The organism is Heyndrickxia sp. FSL W8-0423 (assembly GCF_038009395.1).
GTDB classification, from domain to species: Bacteria; Bacillota; Bacilli; order Bacillales; family Bacillaceae_C; genus Heyndrickxia; species Heyndrickxia sporothermodurans.
In genome coordinates this window covers 2,406,053-2,423,970 of the sequence record NZ_JBBPBE010000001.1, presented here as the reverse complement: position 1 = coordinate 2,423,970, position 17,918 = coordinate 2,406,053, and the positions used below count along the sequence as shown (strand labels likewise).

18 protein-coding genes are annotated in these 17,918 nt (G+C 34.2%); 3 read left to right on the top strand and 15 right to left on the bottom strand.

Features of this window, described 5'->3' with window-relative positions; genetic code table 11:
- Positions 1-141: 141 nt before the first annotated feature.
- Positions 142-915, bottom strand: a complete 774-nt coding sequence (locus MKY81_RS12315) for a Cof-type HAD-IIB family hydrolase (protein ID WP_066232172.1) — start codon at positions 913-915, stop codon at positions 142-144.
- A gap of 245 nt (positions 916-1,160) precedes the next feature.
- On the opposite strand from MKY81_RS12315, the gene MKY81_RS12310 reads away from it, so the two are divergent.
- Both MKY81_RS12310 and rnjA read left to right on the top strand, forming a co-directional pair.
- Positions 1,161-1,373, top strand: a complete 213-nt coding sequence (locus MKY81_RS12310) for a DNA-dependent RNA polymerase subunit epsilon (protein ID WP_108072996.1) — start codon at positions 1,161-1,163, stop codon at positions 1,371-1,373.
- A gap of 5 nt (positions 1,374-1,378) precedes the next feature.
- A complete protein-coding gene (gene rnjA, locus MKY81_RS12305) occupies positions 1,379-3,046 on the top strand; it encodes a ribonuclease J1 (protein ID WP_066227771.1) in 1,668 nt (555 codons plus the stop codon).
- A gap of 76 nt (positions 3,047-3,122) precedes the next feature.
- On the opposite strand, the gene MKY81_RS12300 is transcribed toward rnjA, so the two are convergent.
- The 7 genes from MKY81_RS12300 to MKY81_RS12270 form a co-directional block, all read right to left on the bottom strand.
- Positions 3,123-3,782, bottom strand: a complete 660-nt coding sequence (locus tag MKY81_RS12300) for a potassium channel family protein (RefSeq protein ID WP_066227773.1) — start codon at positions 3,780-3,782, stop codon at positions 3,123-3,125.
- Between the two features lie 138 nt (positions 3,783-3,920).
- Positions 3,921-4,559 (bottom strand): response regulator transcription factor, encoded by a 639-nt coding sequence (locus tag MKY81_RS12295; protein WP_341117914.1) that lies wholly within the window; start codon positions 4,557-4,559, stop codon positions 3,921-3,923.
- A complete protein-coding gene (locus MKY81_RS12290) occupies positions 4,556-5,602 on the bottom strand; it encodes a sensor histidine kinase (RefSeq protein ID WP_066227777.1) in 1,047 nt (348 codons plus the stop codon). Before MKY81_RS12290 ends, MKY81_RS12295 begins: the two co-directional genes overlap by 4 nt.
- Positions 5,599-6,318: a cell wall-active antibiotics response protein LiaF gene (gene liaF / locus MKY81_RS12285; protein WP_066227779.1), complete on the bottom strand. Its 720-nt coding sequence runs from the start codon at positions 6,316-6,318 to the stop codon at positions 5,599-5,601. The genes MKY81_RS12290 and liaF overlap by 4 nt, the downstream gene beginning before the upstream one ends.
- Before the next feature lie 166 nt (positions 6,319-6,484).
- Complete coding sequence (locus MKY81_RS12280; RefSeq protein WP_108072994.1) at positions 6,485-7,126, bottom strand: PspA/IM30 family protein; 642 nt, start codon at positions 7,124-7,126, stop codon at positions 6,485-6,487.
- A gap of 156 nt (positions 7,127-7,282) precedes the next feature.
- Positions 7,283-9,100, bottom strand: coding sequence for an ABC transporter ATP-binding protein (locus tag MKY81_RS12275; RefSeq protein ID WP_244913523.1), 1,818 nt, complete (start codon positions 9,098-9,100; stop codon positions 7,283-7,285).
- Positions 9,101-9,111: 11 nt separating this feature from the next.
- Complete coding sequence (locus MKY81_RS12270; protein ID WP_108072992.1) at positions 9,112-10,866, bottom strand: ABC transporter ATP-binding protein; 1,755 nt, start codon at positions 10,864-10,866, stop codon at positions 9,112-9,114.
- A gap of 272 nt (positions 10,867-11,138) precedes the next feature.
- Between MKY81_RS12270 and MKY81_RS12265 the strand changes: the two genes are divergently transcribed.
- Positions 11,139-11,960, top strand: a complete 822-nt coding sequence (locus MKY81_RS12265) for a mechanosensitive ion channel family protein (protein ID WP_108072990.1) — start codon at positions 11,139-11,141, stop codon at positions 11,958-11,960.
- Positions 11,961-12,011: 51 nt separating this feature from the next.
- Here the strand turns inward: MKY81_RS12265 and MKY81_RS12260 are convergent, their stop codons facing one another.
- The 7 genes from MKY81_RS12260 to MKY81_RS12230 form a co-directional block, all read right to left on the bottom strand.
- Positions 12,012-13,130, bottom strand: coding sequence for an N-acetyldiaminopimelate deacetylase (locus MKY81_RS12260; protein WP_108072988.1), 1,119 nt, complete (start codon positions 13,128-13,130; stop codon positions 12,012-12,014).
- Between the two features lie 59 nt (positions 13,131-13,189).
- The gene (dapD, locus tag MKY81_RS12255; protein ID WP_341117908.1) at positions 13,190-13,891 is read right to left on the bottom strand and encodes a 2,3,4,5-tetrahydropyridine-2,6-dicarboxylate N-acetyltransferase; all 702 of its coding nucleotides are present in this window, start codon (positions 13,889-13,891) and stop codon (positions 13,190-13,192) included.
- A gap of 73 nt (positions 13,892-13,964) precedes the next feature.
- A complete protein-coding gene (locus tag MKY81_RS12250) occupies positions 13,965-14,852 on the bottom strand; it encodes a LysR family transcriptional regulator (RefSeq protein WP_341117906.1) in 888 nt (295 codons plus the stop codon).
- A gap of 97 nt (positions 14,853-14,949) precedes the next feature.
- Positions 14,950-15,396 (bottom strand): cyclic-di-AMP-binding protein CbpB, encoded by a 447-nt coding sequence (cbpB, locus tag MKY81_RS12245; protein WP_066227801.1) that lies wholly within the window; start codon positions 15,394-15,396, stop codon positions 14,950-14,952.
- A 250-nt stretch (positions 15,397-15,646) separates the two neighbouring features.
- Complete coding sequence (locus MKY81_RS12240; protein ID WP_058002465.1) at positions 15,647-15,901, bottom strand: YkuJ family protein; 255 nt, start codon at positions 15,899-15,901, stop codon at positions 15,647-15,649.
- A 258-nt stretch (positions 15,902-16,159) separates the two neighbouring features.
- The gene (locus tag MKY81_RS12235) at positions 16,160-16,795 is read right to left on the bottom strand and encodes a DUF3993 domain-containing protein (RefSeq protein WP_108072984.1); all 636 of its coding nucleotides are present in this window, start codon (positions 16,793-16,795) and stop codon (positions 16,160-16,162) included.
- A gap of 221 nt (positions 16,796-17,016) precedes the next feature.
- Positions 17,017-17,901 (bottom strand): acetamidase/formamidase family protein, encoded by an 885-nt coding sequence (locus MKY81_RS12230; protein WP_066227806.1) that lies wholly within the window; start codon positions 17,899-17,901, stop codon positions 17,017-17,019.
- Positions 17,902-17,918 lie beyond the last annotated feature (17 nt).

The window sequence follows — 17,918 nt, the reverse complement described above, 5'->3', positions numbered from 1 at the left end:
ATATATAATTGTTGGCTTGTCCAAAAGTTATTTTTTATAATTTATTCAAAAATAAGCGTTAATATGCCTTTTTCTCTTATTTCAAACAAAATAATTCTATTAAATAGAAAAGCCAAGAAAAAATTCTCGGCTTTTACTTTTTTACGATATAAAATTGAAATGTTTTAATCCTTGATAGATTCCCGCTTCTGATACATCTGAAGTAATATAATCCGCGTATTGTTTTACCGTTTCGCTAGCATTTCCCATCGCTATTCCGGTTCCAACTGTTTCTAGCATTTCTATATCATTCAACCCGTCTCCAAAAGCATATACATCATCAATTTCAAATCCGATTTTTTCTATCAATATCTTTATTCCTTCGGCTTTCGATCCTCCGCTGGGGATTACATCCATCGAAAATTCATGCCATCTAATGAAATTAAATGGTTGGTAGTTATTCAAATACAAACTTTCTTCTTTTTCCTCGCAAAATAATAGAGCTTGATAAATTTCTTTATCTTTATAAAAATTCGGATCAAATGCGGGTGATGCAACCTTTAAACTTTCTATACTTGTATTAACGAATGGATGATTTTGAGTATTCGTTGTCATTGTTTCCTCGTTTAAGAATACTATAGGATGTTTATGATTGTTGGAGTCATCAATTAACTTTTCTAATTCTTTTTGATTAAGAGGGTTTGTATAAATAACTTCATTTTCGAATACAACGTATTGCCCATTAAAACATACATAGGAATCTATCTCTAACTCTTCTCTTAAATCTTTAAACATAAACGGTGCACGTCCGGTAGCAATTGCTACATACACTCCGTTATTTTTTAATTGGGTAATGGCTTTCTTTGTTGATTCCGGCAACTTCTTCTCATGATCCAATAAAGTTCCATCAATATCAAAAAACACAATTTTCTTCATTTCTCTACTCCTTACATGTTGTAAACTTCCTGAGGTTAAATTAATTTATAATCAAATAATTGTAGCATACTTAACTTTGTTTATGAAATTTGATGGCATAATTCCAATTATACCCTTGAAGAAAAATTGTATTATTGAGTAGAATATTATTAAGTTTAATCTTGGCCGCCTTTACTTTACGAAAAATTACATTAAAATAGAATATAGAAAAGTTACATTTGATAACGGAGTTAGGAGAGAAAAAAATGATTTATAAAGTTTATTATCAAGAAAGTAAAGATGAAATAGCAGTTCGTGAAAATACGAAAACAATGTATATTGAAGCGGACTCAGAAAGAGAAGTACGTTTATCTTTAAAAAACCGTCAAATTAATATCGAATTCGTACAACTCTTAGAAGGTTCTTACCTTGAATACGAAAAAAACCATAAAAATTTCGAGCTATCGGAGACTAGATAACCTATATGAAATTTGTAAAAAATGATCAAGCAGCCGTATTTGCCCTTGGCGGTTTAGGGGAAATCGGAAAAAATACTTATGCTGTACAGTTTCAAGATGAAATTATTTTAATTGATGCCGGGATTAAGTTTCCGGAAGATGAATTATTAGGAATTGACTACGTAATACCGGATTACACTTATTTAGTAAAAAACGAAGAAAAGATTAAAGGCTTGTTTATTACCCATGGACATGAAGACCACATTGGCGGAATTCCCTACTTATTAAGACAAGTAAATATTCCGATTTATGGTGGAAAACTTGCCTTAGGGCTAATTAAAAACAAGTTAGAAGAACATGGTTTATTAAGACAAACTAAATTTCATGAGATTCAGGAAGAAGACGTAATCAAATTCAGAAAAACATCAGTCACGTTTTTCCGAACTACTCATAGTATTCCTGACTCTTACGGAATTGTTGTCAAAACACCACAAGGGAATATCGTTCACACAGGTGATTTTAAATTTGACTTCACACCGGTTGGTGAACCAGCCAACTTAACGAAAATGGCGGAGATAGGTAAAGAAGGTGTACTTTGTCTACTATCAGATAGTACAAATAGTGAAGTCCCTCATTTTACAATGTCTGAACGACGCGTCGGTGAAAGCATTCAGGACGTATTTAGAAAAGTTGATGGAAGGATTATTTTTGCAACATTTGCATCGAATATCCATCGCCTTCAACAAGTAGCGGAAGCGGCTGTAATGAACGGCAGAAAAATAGCTGTGTTCGGACGAAGTATGGAAGCAGCAATAAATATTGGACATGATCTTGGTTATATCCAGTGCCCAAAAGATACATTTATTGATGCACAGCAAATCAATCGATTACCAGCTAATAAAGTAACTATTTTATGTACTGGTAGCCAAGGTGAACCAATGGCTGCACTTTCTAGAATTGCTAATGGAACACATAGACAAATCCAAATTCAACCTGGGGATACGGTAGTCTTTTCTTCTTCACCTATTCCTGGTAATACGATCAGTGTAAATCGTACAATTAATCTACTTTTCCGTGCCGGCGCGGACGTTATTCATGGACCACTTAATGATATTCATACGTCTGGTCACGGTGGACAACAAGAACAAAAATTAATGTTACGATTAATTAAACCTAAATTTTTCATGCCTATACATGGTGAATACAGAATGCAGAAGACACATGCTCAGTTAGCAATTGATTGCGGTGTCCCTGAAGAAAACTGTTTCATTATGGATAACGGCGAGGTTCTTGCATTAAGCAGCGATTCAGCGCAAGTTGCCGGAAAAATCCCATCAGGATCCGTGTATATTGATGGAAATGGAATTGGAGATATCGGTAATATCGTCTTGCGTGATCGACGTATTTTATCGGAAGAAGGTTTAGTTATAGTCGTTGTTTCAATTAATATGAATGACTTTAAAATTGCTTCAGGTCCGGATATTATTTCAAGAGGATTTGTTTATATGCGGGAATCAGGAGATTTAATTAACGAGGCACAAAATCTGATTTCTAAACATCTAAACAAAGTAATGGAAAGAAAAACATCACAGTGGACTGAGATTAAAAATGAAATTACAGATACACTCGCTCCATTCCTTTATGAAAAAACAAAACGCAGACCGATGATAATGCCTATAATAATGGAAGTTTAAATAAGAAAAGCGAAAGGCTAGACGTCGGAACTGGACAATAATAAAAAAGGAACATTCCAATTGGAATGTTCCTTTTTTATTGGGATAGTTTTTTCTCAAATCGATGGATGTCTGTATCTGCTCCAATAATAATTAGAACATCATTTGGTTCAATCGTGTCATATGCTTGAGGTGAAATGATCATCGTTCCACCGCGTTTAATAGCAACAATATTCAAGCCATATTTTGCACGAATATTTAAATCAACAATTGTATTTCCAACTAACCATTCATTAGCCACGATCTCTGCTATACTGTATTCATTTGATAGTTCAATATAATCCAACACATTATTAGAAACGATATGATGGGCGATTCTTCTTCCCATATCCCGTTCAGGATGGACAACATGATCTGCTCCGATTTTATCCAGAACTTTCGCATGATAATCATTTTGTGCTTTAACGGTTACATTTTTCACTCCGATTTCCTTAAGCATTAATGTTGTCAGTATACTTGCCTGGATATCGGCACCAATCGCCACAATCACATGATCAAAATTTCTAATTCCGAGGTTTTTTAATACTGTTTCATCGGTTGTATCGGCAATAACCGCATGTGTGGCGATTGAAGCAAATTCGTTTACCCGATCCTCGTCTTGATCTATTGCCATTACTTCCATACCTTGATCCGCTAATTCTTTACATATACTTCCGCCAAAACGCCCTAAACCAATGACGACAAATTCTTTTTTCATTTTTATTCCTCCACCTAAAGATCACTAATATCTTTGATTTTAGCATATATAACATTAATAGAACAGAACATTTACTTCTTTCCTTCGTAAAGAACAAAAAAAGAGAGGATAAGGGCTTAAATAGTCCTCATCACACTCCTATTCTTTTTTTATTAATTGGTGTTGAAATGCATATATAACAGCTTGCGTACGGTCTTGCACTTCTAGCTTACTTAAAATATTACTAACATGTGTTTTAACCGTTTTTAATGCGATAAACAATTCATCAGCAATCTCTTGATTAGTCATCCCTTCGGCCATAAGTAATAAGATTTCTATCTCTCTATTCGTCAAATCATCATGTAAAGGTCGTTTATTCCCTTGCTTCATTCGCATCATCATTTTACCGGTAACTTGTGGTTCAAGAACAGATTGTCCTTCAAATGTAGATCTCACAGCCTCGGCAATATCATTTGCTTTAGAAGTTTTTAACATATAACTTGTCGCACCAGCTTCTAAAGCGGGATATACTTTTTCATCATCTATAAAACTCGTTACGATAATAATTTTTGCTTCCGGCCATTCTTTAATGATCTCCCTCGTTGCTTCTATTCCGTCCATCTCACTCATTACTAGATCCATGAGAATAATATCCGGTCGCAATGATAGGGCAAGCTTCACTCCCTCTTTGCCATTTGCCGCTTCACCGACAATTTCGATATCTTGTTGAATTGAGAGAAAAGCAGAAACACCGATTCGAACCATTTCATGGTCATCTACTAACAAAACTTTTATCATACCACTTCATCCTTTTCTTTTATAATAGGAACCCTCACTTCAATGCTTGTTCCTTTTGTCGGGAGACTAATCATTTTTATCGTTCCACCTATTTCAGCAGCGCGTTCACGAATGTTTTGCAAGCCATAGGAACCGGCTTTTTCCTTCCCCATTTCAAATCCAATCCCGTCATCAATTATTTTTAATAAGACAAATTGTTCAAGCTTAATTAATAATAATTCCATCGTACTAGCCTTCGCATGACGGAGTGTATTTGAAATCGATTCTTGCATAATACGGAATAAATGATCTTCTACCCCTTTATCAAGCTTTACATTTTCAATTTTCCAAGTAACTTTTAGTGGGAGTTTTGCTGTTAATTCATGCAATAGCTCTTCTGCACCCTTTTTCAAACTTTTTCCTTCTAATTGTATAGGTCGTAAATGAAGCAGAAGGGCTCTCATTTCAGATTGTGATTCATTAATAATTTCTTCCACTAACTTCATTTGTTTTACAGTAATGTTAGCATCTGGATTAGGATTTTGATTAATCGCCGATAAAAGCATCGTTGCAGCAAAAAGCTGCTGGCTTACCGAATCGTGGAGCTCCCTTGCTAAACGATTTCGCTCTTGTGATAATACTTCTTGTTTCATGCTTTCATTCCAATCTGCACGTTCATTGGCAAGCTTTTGTGAGGCCTTTACTTGCTCATCAAACCGATTTTGGATACGCTGAAATCGCTCATATAATATGGATACTTCAGGTAATTTTTCTGCAGGAACTTTCGCTAAATCAAATTCACCCTTCTCAAGGTCAATTAAATGACTTTCTACTTCTTCCAGTTTCTTTTTCATCAAATATCCAATGACTAATCCACAAACGATTCCGATAATTATACTTGTAATAATAATAAATACAAAAACTGGGATAAGAAATATTTGCTTAAAGAACAGTGCATTATACCAATCGATTTTAACAGCTTGAATATAAATTGCGGAAACAAAAATCGCTATTACAAGAGAAAAGGAACTAAAATATATTAAAAATGTTTTCTGCATATTCATACGTGTTTCACCTCAAAATCACCAATCGGCAATGAGGTAATGATTTTTATTTTCCTTGAAGATTCTTCATAATTCTCCGAGTAATAGATAATGTTTTGATTAAATACATTCTCTTCCATATCATAAATTTTTACATTTCCAGTAAATGAAGAGTGGTTAACTGTTATCGCTACATCATATGGGATTAACAGCTGAATATTTCCGGCAATCCCTCTAATCATTACAGTTGATTCCCCTAATGGAAGCATTGTCATACTTAAATCAATAACTGTTTTCCCTAGCCCACATTGGATATTAATATCGTCCCATTCATATATATTGTTTTCGATCCGTTGGCTTCCAAAAAGTTTATTTTTAATATATGGTTGTTTTCGATTGATCTTAGCGTGTGTAGAAGGATCCACTGTTTCCACTTTAATAATTTTTGGTTCCTTCTTTTTCTTCCGATAGCGGAATAAAAGATAAATAAGAATTGAAAACATAAGAATTTTGAAGACAACTGTAGTAAGGATCGTTATGATACCTATTGAAATACCAATAATGATAAAAATAATACCGGAGGACCTATTGTTTTTTTTCCATCCAAAATAAATGAGGAGTGCGCTTATTCCAAGCATTATAAGGGACTCTGAATTAAATGAAATTTCAAATAAAATTCCGACAACGGCAACTAAGATTATCCATGTGGGCATGTTTTGATCTGATCTTGTTCTCATGTTGCCTCCTTCTGTCATTTATGACGAATTAAAGTTTTCACATACTTTTGTTAAACATGCGACGAGGGGGTGTCCAAAAGTGTTTGCAATCACTTTTCAGACATCCCCTTATCGCTAAAAACATTTTATTCTACTGTTCGCTTTTAATATTATCATGGATTACCATTTATTTAATAGATGTTTCTTTGTTTTTCAGCCCTTTTTCAAGTTCAGAAATACGAGAATCAAACATACTCATGTTAAAGCCTGAATTTAATTTAGCTTCAAGATGATCTATATACTTTTCAGTTTCCTCAAATCTTCTATTTGATTTTCCCATTACCGAGTCATCCAATATATGATTCATTTTCTTCGTTACCTTTATAACATTTTCCCTGCCCATTAATTCTAATCGTTTAATTTGCATATCCTTTAACTTCATTTTCATTTCACGGTGTTTCTTCTCTAACACTTCCAATTGATTCGATGCTTCGTTAAAAGCCTCTCTAAGGCTAAGTGCTTGCGTCTTATAAACTGCTTCTTCATCAATGGCTATTTGATGTAATTCTAGTTCATTCGCTTCTAATGCAATTTCTGCTTGCTTGCAGCGTTTGTCGGCCATAAATTCTGTTTGTTTTAATTCACGAGCAAATTCTTCCTTAAGTAAATATTGTCTTTCAATTAACTTCTCTATTTTTTTAGCCTCTTTCTCACTGTCCCGTAAATATTGGTTAAGCAAGCCGATAGGATTTTTCTTTTCTTTTGTTTCCATTGCATCATGCAGATCTGCCATTACCGAATGTTTAATCCGATCAAATAATGTTGACATGTTATCTCTCCTTTTTATCAATTCGATATATCTAATCATAAGAAAAAATTGAAAAATCGATAACGATCCCTAGCTTTATTTTTCTATACGACTTAAGGCGTAGATTATATTTGAAGCATATGAAAAAGGATGACTGGGTGTCATCCTCTCTCCTTGCTACATAGCTTCTAACATTTTAAATTGTGCTTTGACTAATCGGTAGTATTCACCTTGATATTTCATTAGTTGATCATGATTTCCTTCTTCAATGATCTTCCCATGATCAAGAACAAAGATTTTATCAGCCTCACGAATAGTTGATAGCCGATGGGCAATGATTACAGACGTTCTTCCCTTTAGCAATGTTCGTAACGCAGTTTGTATTTGTACTTCTGTTTCAGTATCAATACTTGCTGTTGCCTCATCTAAAATAATAATTCGTGGATCTGCAAGCAATGCTCGCGCAAAGGATAATAGTTGTCGTTCACCAACTGACAATATATTTCCTCTTTCTTCAACTTGCGTTTCATAACCGTTTGGTAGCATTTCAATAAACTTATGTGCACCAATCGCTTTAGCAGCAGTAATTGCTTCTATATCCGATGCATCCGGACGGCCGAATTTAATATTTTCCATTATTGTTCCGGAAAAAATAAATGTATCTTGCAAAACAACACTGATTTGGTTTCTTAAACTCTTTAAAGAGATATCTTTTAAATCATAACCATCAATCTTTACTACACCGCCAGTTGGATCGTAAAAACGACTGATCAAATTCGCAATAGTTGTTTTTCCGGAACCTGTATGACCCACTAGTGCAATCGTTTGACCTGCTTTCATTTCAAGATCAATCCCTTTAAGGGCTAAACGATTATCATCATATGAGAATTCTACATTTTCAAACCGTACATGCCCTTTCATTGCCTGCAATTGGATTGCCTTTTCACTTTCGTGTACAATTGGTTTTTCATCTAAATATTCAAATATTCTTTCCGAAGATGCCATTGCCATTAACAATTGATTATAAACCTGACCGATTCGAGAAATAGGCTCCCAGAACATTCCTAAATAAAAGGCGTATGAAACAAATTCGCCAAGATTCATCGCATCCGTACGTATTAGATGGGAGCCATACCAGATGAGGACTGCTGAACCAACGGCATTTGTTAGTTCAATCAACGGTCGAAAGAAAGCATTCTTCTTCGTAGCAATTCTCCAAGCTTCATAGTTTTCCGTATTTACACCATCAAAGAATTTCATATTTTCTTTTTCCTGTGTAAAAGCCTGTGTAACACGTATACCTTGAATACTTTCGTTCAAATGTGAATTTAATTTCGATTGTTTGATTCTCATAAACTGCCATGAGCGACGAATGTTTTGTCTAAGCTTTGTAGAAATGAAAAACATAATTGGCAATATAATAAGAACCGCTAACGTTAATTGAGGGCTTAATGTAAATAGAATGACAATGACCCCAACTAACATAATCATATCCATTAATAAGTTAACGACACCATTTGTAAACAAATCTTGAAGTGAATTTGTATCATTCATGATTCGAACAAGAATTGAACCTGCTGATCGCTGATCAAAAAAACGATGGGATAATTGCTGTACATGTATAAATAAGTTTTTCCGAATATCATATATTACCTTTTGTCCAAGCTCATTCATCCACCGTATTCTGAAAATATTAGCTCCATACGATATCAAATATAACGCAGCAATTAAGACAACGATAATCGTTAAAAAATCTCCATCCTTCTGTCTTATTCCTTTCTCAATCGCAAATACCCCGATTAAAGTAGGAATAATCAATCGGATTGCTGTATTCAAAAGCATTGCCGCAAATGATTTTGGCAGCAAATTTTTAGAATATGGTTTTAAGTAATTCAAAAGTCGAAGCATTTGTTTCCAGTTAAAAGGTTTATCAATAATCTGTTCAGTCGAATAATTAAACCTTTCAACTTGTTTGTCATTCTTTTCCTTAGCCAATGAATGTCACCTCAACCTGTCTGGGATTGCAGTATGGCCTGCTGATCTTTATATTGAATTTTGTATATCCGCTCATATGGTCCGCCATTTGCCAATAGATCGTCGTGTATTCCTCTTTCGACGATTTTTCCGTTTTCTAGCACGAGGATTTCATCAGCATGTTTTAGCGATGATATACGATGAGCGATAATAAATGTTGTTCTATCCTTCATCACTTGTCGTAATCCTTCTTGAATTTTAAATTCAGTATCCATATCAACTGCACTTGTTGCATCGTCTAAAATCAAGATACTAGGATTTAGACATATAGCACGCGCAATCGCGATTCTTTGTTTTTGACCACCGGATAAGCCAAGTCCTCTTTCCCCAAGCATTGTATTGTATCCATCGGGTAATTCCATAATAAAGTCATGTGCTTGTGCTCTCTTTGCTGCTTCAACAATCTCTTCCATCGTTGCATGTGGACGGCCATAAGCAATATTCGCTTTGATTGTTGATGAAAATAAGAAAGATTCCTGTAAAACAATCCCTATATTTGAACGCAATGATTGAATTGAATATTCATTAACCGGTTTTCCATCAATTAATACAGTTCCTGAGACTGGTTCATAAAATCGCGTCATTAATTGGGTAATGCTCGTTTTTCCAGAGCCAGTTGCACCAATTAACCCGATAACTTTTCCCGGTTCTGCTTTAAAATTGATATTTTTTATCGCGGCATTTTCATCTCCAAAATATTGAAGAGTTACATCTTGAAATTCAACTTCACCTTTAAAGCGTTCAGCTTCAAATGCATCCTGTATGTCAACGATTTCATTATCAGCTTCTAAAATTTCTAATAATCGCTCCCCGGATGCTTTTGACTGTGAAAATAAATTAATGGTGAAACCAAGATTGATAATTGGCATGAGGATATAGCCTAATAGACTATAAAAGGCAACAAGTTCACCTGGCTTTAAACTACCGTTTATAACAAGAAATCCACCATAGGCTAATAAAATAATAATTCCTAAGTTACCTATTAACTCCATCAAAGGAAAATACTTCGCCCAAATATTCGCTGTGCTTATTTGCTGGTCTCGATAATCATCATTAGAGAAATTAAACTTTGATGTTTGAAAATCTTCTCGCGATAATGATTTAACCGTATTGATCCCGCTAATATTTTCTTGCACATTCGTATTAAGCTTTCCAAATGATTTTCTAATTCCTCTAAAAGCAGGATGGACAACCTTATCAAACTTATAAACTGATATTGTTAGAAATGGCAGCATAATCATTGTCATCAACGTTAGTGATACAGAATAGTAAAACATGACACTGAAGCTAATCCCTAAAATCAAAATAAAGCGTAATGCCTCAGAGAATCCAAATGATAAGAAAAAGCGAAATCCTTCTACATCTGCTGTTAGGCGCGACATTAAGTCACCGGTTTTCGCATTATCGTAATACCGAAATGGTTGAAATTGAAGTTTTTTATAAAGTTCATTACGGAGACGATAAACAGAGGTTATTCCGAATAGGTCGCCAGTGTATTGTTGAATAAAGGTCGCAACCCCTTTAACGAGCATAAGTATAACAAACCCAATTGATAAGTATGGTATCATTTCATATTTCTTATCATATATGACTTCATCGATTGTTAATTGTAAAATAATTGGATAAATGATTGTTATTGCCGTAACAATAATTAAAAAAAACATGGACGTTATAAACAAGCGTTTATATGGCATATAAAAGTTTTTTAGCTTTTTAAACGTATCCATTTCATTCCCCCCACTTGAAAAAATTAATATAAACGTAATATTAAATATAACGGTTATCGAAATATTTATCCATCATTTTGTTCTAATTTTTACAAATTTTTTTTATTTCCCTATATTCAAAGATATAAAATAAATCAAATGATAATTTGTAAATAAAATGTAAAAGGATTTCAATTTGATTTTGCTTTAATAAGGGTTATCATTTTAAAATAGAGGGAATATATATAAGCGCCTCTTGAACAACAGAGATAAGTATTGAAAGGATGTATTAAATGGATTGGCTTACAAAGAAATTAGTAGATTTTGATTGGGCAGGTTTTCTGCTTGATGTCGGGATGTTTTTATTAAAATTAGTAATTATCTACATTGTTTATAAAATCGTTAAAGTGATTGGAAAGAAAATAATTCACTCTTCTTTTGAAAAGTATCAAAGCAAAATGTCGATTTCTAACGGAAGAACAAAGACCCTGCAAAATTTGGTAGACAATACGTTTTCATATGTTTTAGTTTTTATACTTTTTGTAACATTACTTCAAACGTTAGGGATTAGAACGACAGGAATACTTGCCGGGGCAGGGATTGTCGGCTTAGCTGTAGGTTTTGGGGCTCAAGGACTTGTCAGTGACGTTGTTACGGGATTTTTTCTTTTACTAGAAAAACAAGTAGATGTTGACGACTATGTAACGATCGGAAGTTTTTGCGGAGTTGTAGAACAAGTGGGTTTACGAACAACAAAAATTCGATCTACAGATGGAACAGTGCATTTTCTTCCAAATCGCCAAATTACCACATTAAGTAATCATTCACGCGGAAATATGCAAGCACTGGTTGATTTCTCAATTGGAGACCCTGCTTCAATCGACCATGCGATAAATGTGATTCAACAAGCGTGTGATCAAATAGCAATTGAAGATGATAATATTGTAGAAGGGCCCAATGTTTTAGGCGTTCAATCATTCGAAAGTTCGGATGTAGAGCTACGAGTTATAGCTAGAACAAAGAATGGGAAACAATCAGGTGTTGAGCGAAAGTTGAGAAAAGTGATTAAAGAAACCATTGATTCGCAAATAAAAGTAAAAGAAAATTCTAATTAAGTATAAAAAAGATAGGTGAAAACTTTTTACCTATCTTTTTTATTTACTAATTTATAATGATTGAATATATTCAACGATTGTGTTAATAGAGAAATCAATAGCACCCTCTTTTGGGTTTAATTTGGCATGGTGCAATCCGTACGGTGAATCGACGCCTAGCCAAAACATAAATCCCGGAATTTCCTTAAGCATGTATCCAAAGTCTTCCCCGGTCATTGCCTCCTTACAAATAAATAGATTCACATCATTTTTTTGCTTCAAAAACTCTATGAAATGCTTTGTTGGTCGTTCGTGATTGTAAACTTGATGATACATGCTGCCATAATCAATTTTGGCTTCACATTCGAACCCATTTTCTACTCCTTTAACAAGTGCTTCAATCCTTTTCTTGACCTTTTTCATCGCTTCAACTGAAAGGGTTCGAATGGTCCCTTCCAGCCTTGAATTTTCGGCAATGATGTTTTGAACTGTCCCACCTGTAATTTTACCTACTGTAATAACAGCACTATCAAGCGGATCAACATTTCTTGAAACAATGGATTGGAGCTGGGTAACTAAATAAGAAGCTGCTACAACCATATCGTTCGTTTGGTGAGGATAGGCAGCATGCCCACCTTTTCCTTTTAGATCAATAAACAGTTCGGATGTATTAGCAAATAACAGCCCTTCTTTAACGGCAATTGTGCCAACGGGATACTCTGGTGCAATATGTAAGGCAAAGATAAGATCCGGCTTCCATTCTTTAAATTCTTTACTTTGTAATAGTGGTTCCGCTCCACCAGGACCCTCTTCAGCAGGTTGAAAAATAAAAAGTAAATCGTCTTTAATCGGATGATTAACAAAATAAGTTAAAACACCTAAGGCAATACTCATATGAAAGTCATGACCACATGCATGCATCCTACCTTCGTGCTCTGATTTAAATGGTAAATTTGTTTGTTCTTCAATTGGCAGTCCATCTATATCTGTTCGATAACCAATTGTTTTAGATGGATTGGTTCCGAATATTTTAACTAGCAGACCAGTTCTCCATTTGCGGATTTCATACCGATTTCCGGGTAGTTGTTGAAGATAATTTAGAAGATATTCTTGTGTTTTAAACTCTTTAAACCCAAGTTCAGGGATTTTATGCAGTTCACGGCGAATATGCACAAATTGGCTTTGTTCCATTTTCTATTTCCCCTTTTATAAAAAGCCCGGCACGTTTGCCAGGCTCTAGAAATTGTTTCTTAAAGATTACGAAGTTCTTGTTTAATTTCAATTTTTGATTTTGTTTTTTCATCGATTTCTTTTAATTTTTTAGCTGGAACTCCGGCAACAAGCGTGTTCGGAGGAACATCGCTCACTACTATTGCTCCTGCAGCAACTACAGATCCTTTTCCAACGGTTACACCTTCTAGGATGACTGCATTTGCGCCGATAAGCACATCATCTTCAATAATAACAGGTTTCGCAGATGGCGGTTCAATCACTCCTGCTAACACAGCTCCTGCTCCGATATGGCAGTTATTTCCAACTGTTGCACGTCCACCTAATACGGCATTCATATCAATCATTGTGCCATCACCAATAACAGCACCAATATTAATTACTGCCCCCATCATAATAACTACATTATTACCAATTTCAACTTGGTCGCGAATAAATGCACCCGGTTCAATACGAGCATTTATATTTTTCATGTCCAGCAATGGGATTGCAGAATTGCGTCGATCATTTTCAACTACATAATCTTCAATTTTATCCCGGTTTGCTTCCAACACTGCGGATATTTCAGACCATTCACCAAACACAACTCCGCTGTTTCCATTAATAAATGTTTTGGCATGATCGCCAAAATTTACACCAGTTAACATTCCTTTTACATAAACCTTTACTGGTGTTGTTTTCTTGCTATTAGATATAAAAGAAATAATTTCATTAGCATCCATTAGGATTAATCCCCCTTCTATTATGTATGAAAATTACTTTATCAAACTAAATGTTGATATACAAGATAAAAGATTAAAATATATGTGGTTGGTTTGCTATAAAATCATTTACCACTTCAACAAAAGCTTGTACTTGTTTCAATTCAAAGGCAGATTCATAGCCAAGTAACCATGTATCACGTTTTAATCTTTGATCATGGTCACCTTTCAATGGAATCTTATACATATCTTTTGCAGATTCATTTAAAGTAATCGCTGGTAATATCGCATATCCGATTCCATTGAAAGTCATTTGCTTACATGTTTCAATTTGATCAACGACAATCGTTCGTTTAGGGGTCGTCTGAAATTGACGATGCCACCAATCTTGAATTTCTTGATAATAATTGGAGTCACTTTTAAATTGGATGAAAGGCCGATCTGTTTTCAACACATCTTCCACATGTTGAATTTCTTTATCTACCAAATATAGAGTGTCTTCAAATAAATGCAATTTATGTCCTTTCCAATCTGTCGAGCCGCGAAGAATACCAATATGGACTTCATCATCATAAAGTGATTTTAATATTTCACTACTCCATCCGGTCATTAATGAAATTTTCGCATGTGGATATCGATTCACAAATGTTTTCAAAACTTTAGGGAGCCAGTTTTGTCCAACAATTGAAGCGCAGGCGATTTTTAATGTACCATGAACTTTAGACTCTAAAGTTTGGATTTGTTCTTTAACCTTCTCCTCTTGATCTAAAACATTATTTGCAAACCGAATCACTAACTCACCCGAAGGAGTTAAGATCAATCCTTTTTGGGTTCGCAGAAATAATTTAGTTCCCCATTGCTTTTCAATATTTTGCAATCTTTGTGATAATGCAGGCTGAGAAACGAAAAGACGTTCTGCAGCTTTTCGCATATTCATTTCTTCCGCAAGAATGGATAGCAGGGAAAATTCATTCGTTGACATACACATACCCCAATAAGTTTTACTTATATTATATCAAATAAAAAATAAGCTCCAAGTAATAGGAGCTTATTTTTTTACCAAATCATACTTTTGAAAATTATAAATGATTTAATTTTTGTACATGCTTCTTTAATTCTTTTAGTAATGATCTTCTTGTGAAAATTCCGGCAAAAAATCCTTCCTCATCTTCTACACATAAAAATGGATGATCGATAAGAAGACCTAAAGCTTTTTCAAAGTGATCATCAATTTTTAGCCGTGGAATTTTAGTTGTCATGACATCTTCAACTTTTTTTTCACTAAGTTTTTCAAATTCAATTCTTTCAAGCCCTAAAATAGATTCAGTAATTAAGGATGAACTAATAAGCCCATGTAATTTGTATTTTGGATCTAATACTGGGATCGCTGAATAGCCGCTTTTTGTAAGTACTAATAATGCATGTTCCAGACTATTGCCCACCTGAACATGGGCTACTTTTTCTGAAGCAATCATAAAATCATTGATTTTTGGTTCAAGAAATTCGTTACTCCGTAAGGAAATCATAATAAAACTCCCTTGTTATGTTTTAAGGTTTCCCTACATCATTTTATCATAAGACAAAGAATTAAGTATCGATAAAGCATATAATAAATTATTTCTTTTTTTGAAGTATCGTTTTAATCTCTTGCAATTCTTTTTTCGTACTAATCAACTCAGCTACAATTAGCAACATTAATAACAATTGAATCCCTACTAATAAATAAATCATATTATCCTCCCCTTCTCTATAAAAAAAGAGCCCTAATTGAAGGCTCTAAGATGGATTCTTTTCTTCTTGAACAAGATCGAAAATTTCTATGGCAGTAATATCAATATCATCGAATTGGTATTTATTCACTTTCTTATCTTCATCATATTCTTCAAGTTCAAAAGTATCTGTAGCAGGGAAGAATTTCACTTGACATAAGGTTTTTCCGTTCACTTCAAATCTCCGTTGTTGAATTTCACCGGTATCTTTTGCATCCTGCATTGCCTTTAGTCTTTGGATTATACCTAATAGTTGGGACATAATTAACTCCTTTCCTAATTACGCTTGTTTCACAATTTAAGTCACCGATTTATCATAACCTAAACGAGAAATGATTACCACTCTCAATGTACTTAAACAAACATGATTTAATATTGCCATTATTCATAAACGGAAATCTTGAATTTTAATCCTATTTATTTCTCTATTTTATCATTCCCGAAAGTTGAATTCTAATAACTACAATGGGATTAATTGCGGAGAAAAAAGAATAAAGAAAGCAGACATTCCTGCTTTCTTTCAAATGATTCGTAAAAAGGAGTGATAACTAAAAAAGCGATGATGGAATTCCTTTAAAGGATGGTTTAGGAGCATATTTTCATTTAATGTAGAAAATGAATGGACTATAGAACCATTCGTTCCTGTTGTACCCTTTTGTTTGCTTTCTATTTGTTTTACAATTTTAGGAGGTATTTTATCTAAAACCTCATCAACCTTCCACTTTCCATCTTCATGAATTAATCGTACACCTTTGTAATCTTTTTCATATTTCACAGGCCCTTCTTGATGATGATTAATAGATTCAACAACATAATAACAATTTCCGTCCTTTACCACTTTAGTATATTCATCATAAGAAAAGAAAGGAATATAGTATAATGGAAAATCAGTTCCGAAAGTTTGGTAACCATGGTCAGTTTTAACAAGGTTTTCTTTAAGAAATAAAGGAATAAACTTTTTCGTAAAATATGGTTCCATTAATTCATTAATTTCGTTTAGTGACCGTTCCTTTTCACTTAATTGTACTTGAGCATCGAAAGCTCTTTTTACGATTGGTTTAATCGAAGAATCATCTGTACTTGCATACACATTAATTGCTTGTCCACCACAAATAATGATTAAAATAAAAATACTTACTGCAGTAAAAACTCGCATTATTATTCCTCCTTCTATTGTGAAGCATAAAAACTGTTTCCACACATGTTACCTGCAAACTAATTGTAGCAATAGAAAATTGTCGATATACCCAAAATGTTTCGTAAAATTCAAACAAGAACTGACAAAGATTATATTACATTATATTCCCTCATAAAAAGTATTTTATCTAGTTCAATAGCACTAAAAAAACCATCCTAAACGGATGGATCTCACTAGATTTAGAAAATATTCGATAATACTGTTTTTGGTATAACTATTCTAACCGTAACTAACGGATTGACAATTTGACTTATTTGAAGATCACAAACCGCGCTGAGTAGCCTATAGGCATCATTAAATGATAATGCAAGCTTTTTTTCAAATAAATGGACGACTGCTTCCATTCCTTTGCTTGATGCTTGTTCCAAGTTTTCGGCAGAAGAAATATACATAAATGATTCTTCTGTTTCTACGATTGGCATAGGAATTGCTTCATGAATTTTTGACAAAGTCATTGTAACTTTCCCACCAATTTCTACACCAGAACCATTCAGTTCTCCATCGCCCATCGTTGCATGTAAATCTCCTAAAGCTAACATCCCCCCATCATGAAAGACCGGAAGATATACTTTGTTTCCAGTAGTAATATATTTAGTATCCATATTACCACCGTGATCACCGGGTGACTCACACAAAACATCCCCTTCAAGCGGAGCCGTACCAATCACACCAATCATCGGCTTAATAGGAAGTTCAATTGCATCATTAAATGAAATTTTCCCATTATTAACGTCGAAAATTCTCGTATCTGTCTCTTTCACCAATTCCCCAAGGGGCCCCATTCCAGGATATAAGACCATTACACCCTTTTTATCTAACTGAATATCTTCGATGTCAACAACAAGTGTTTCTCCCGATTTTAGATTATTTATAAAAATTGGACCTGTTGCCGGATTAATATAATCAATTTGCATATTTGGTCGCAACTGCTCAGCGCTTGTAATGGCCCCTCCATAGCAATCAAATGTTTCAACAGAAAAAGTTTCACCTAAATCAACTGTATATGCAGGTTGATGCCTAGAAGAAAAACTTAATATAGATTTCCCTTTTTGAAGTGTTTTCAAAAGTTCCCCCACCTTTT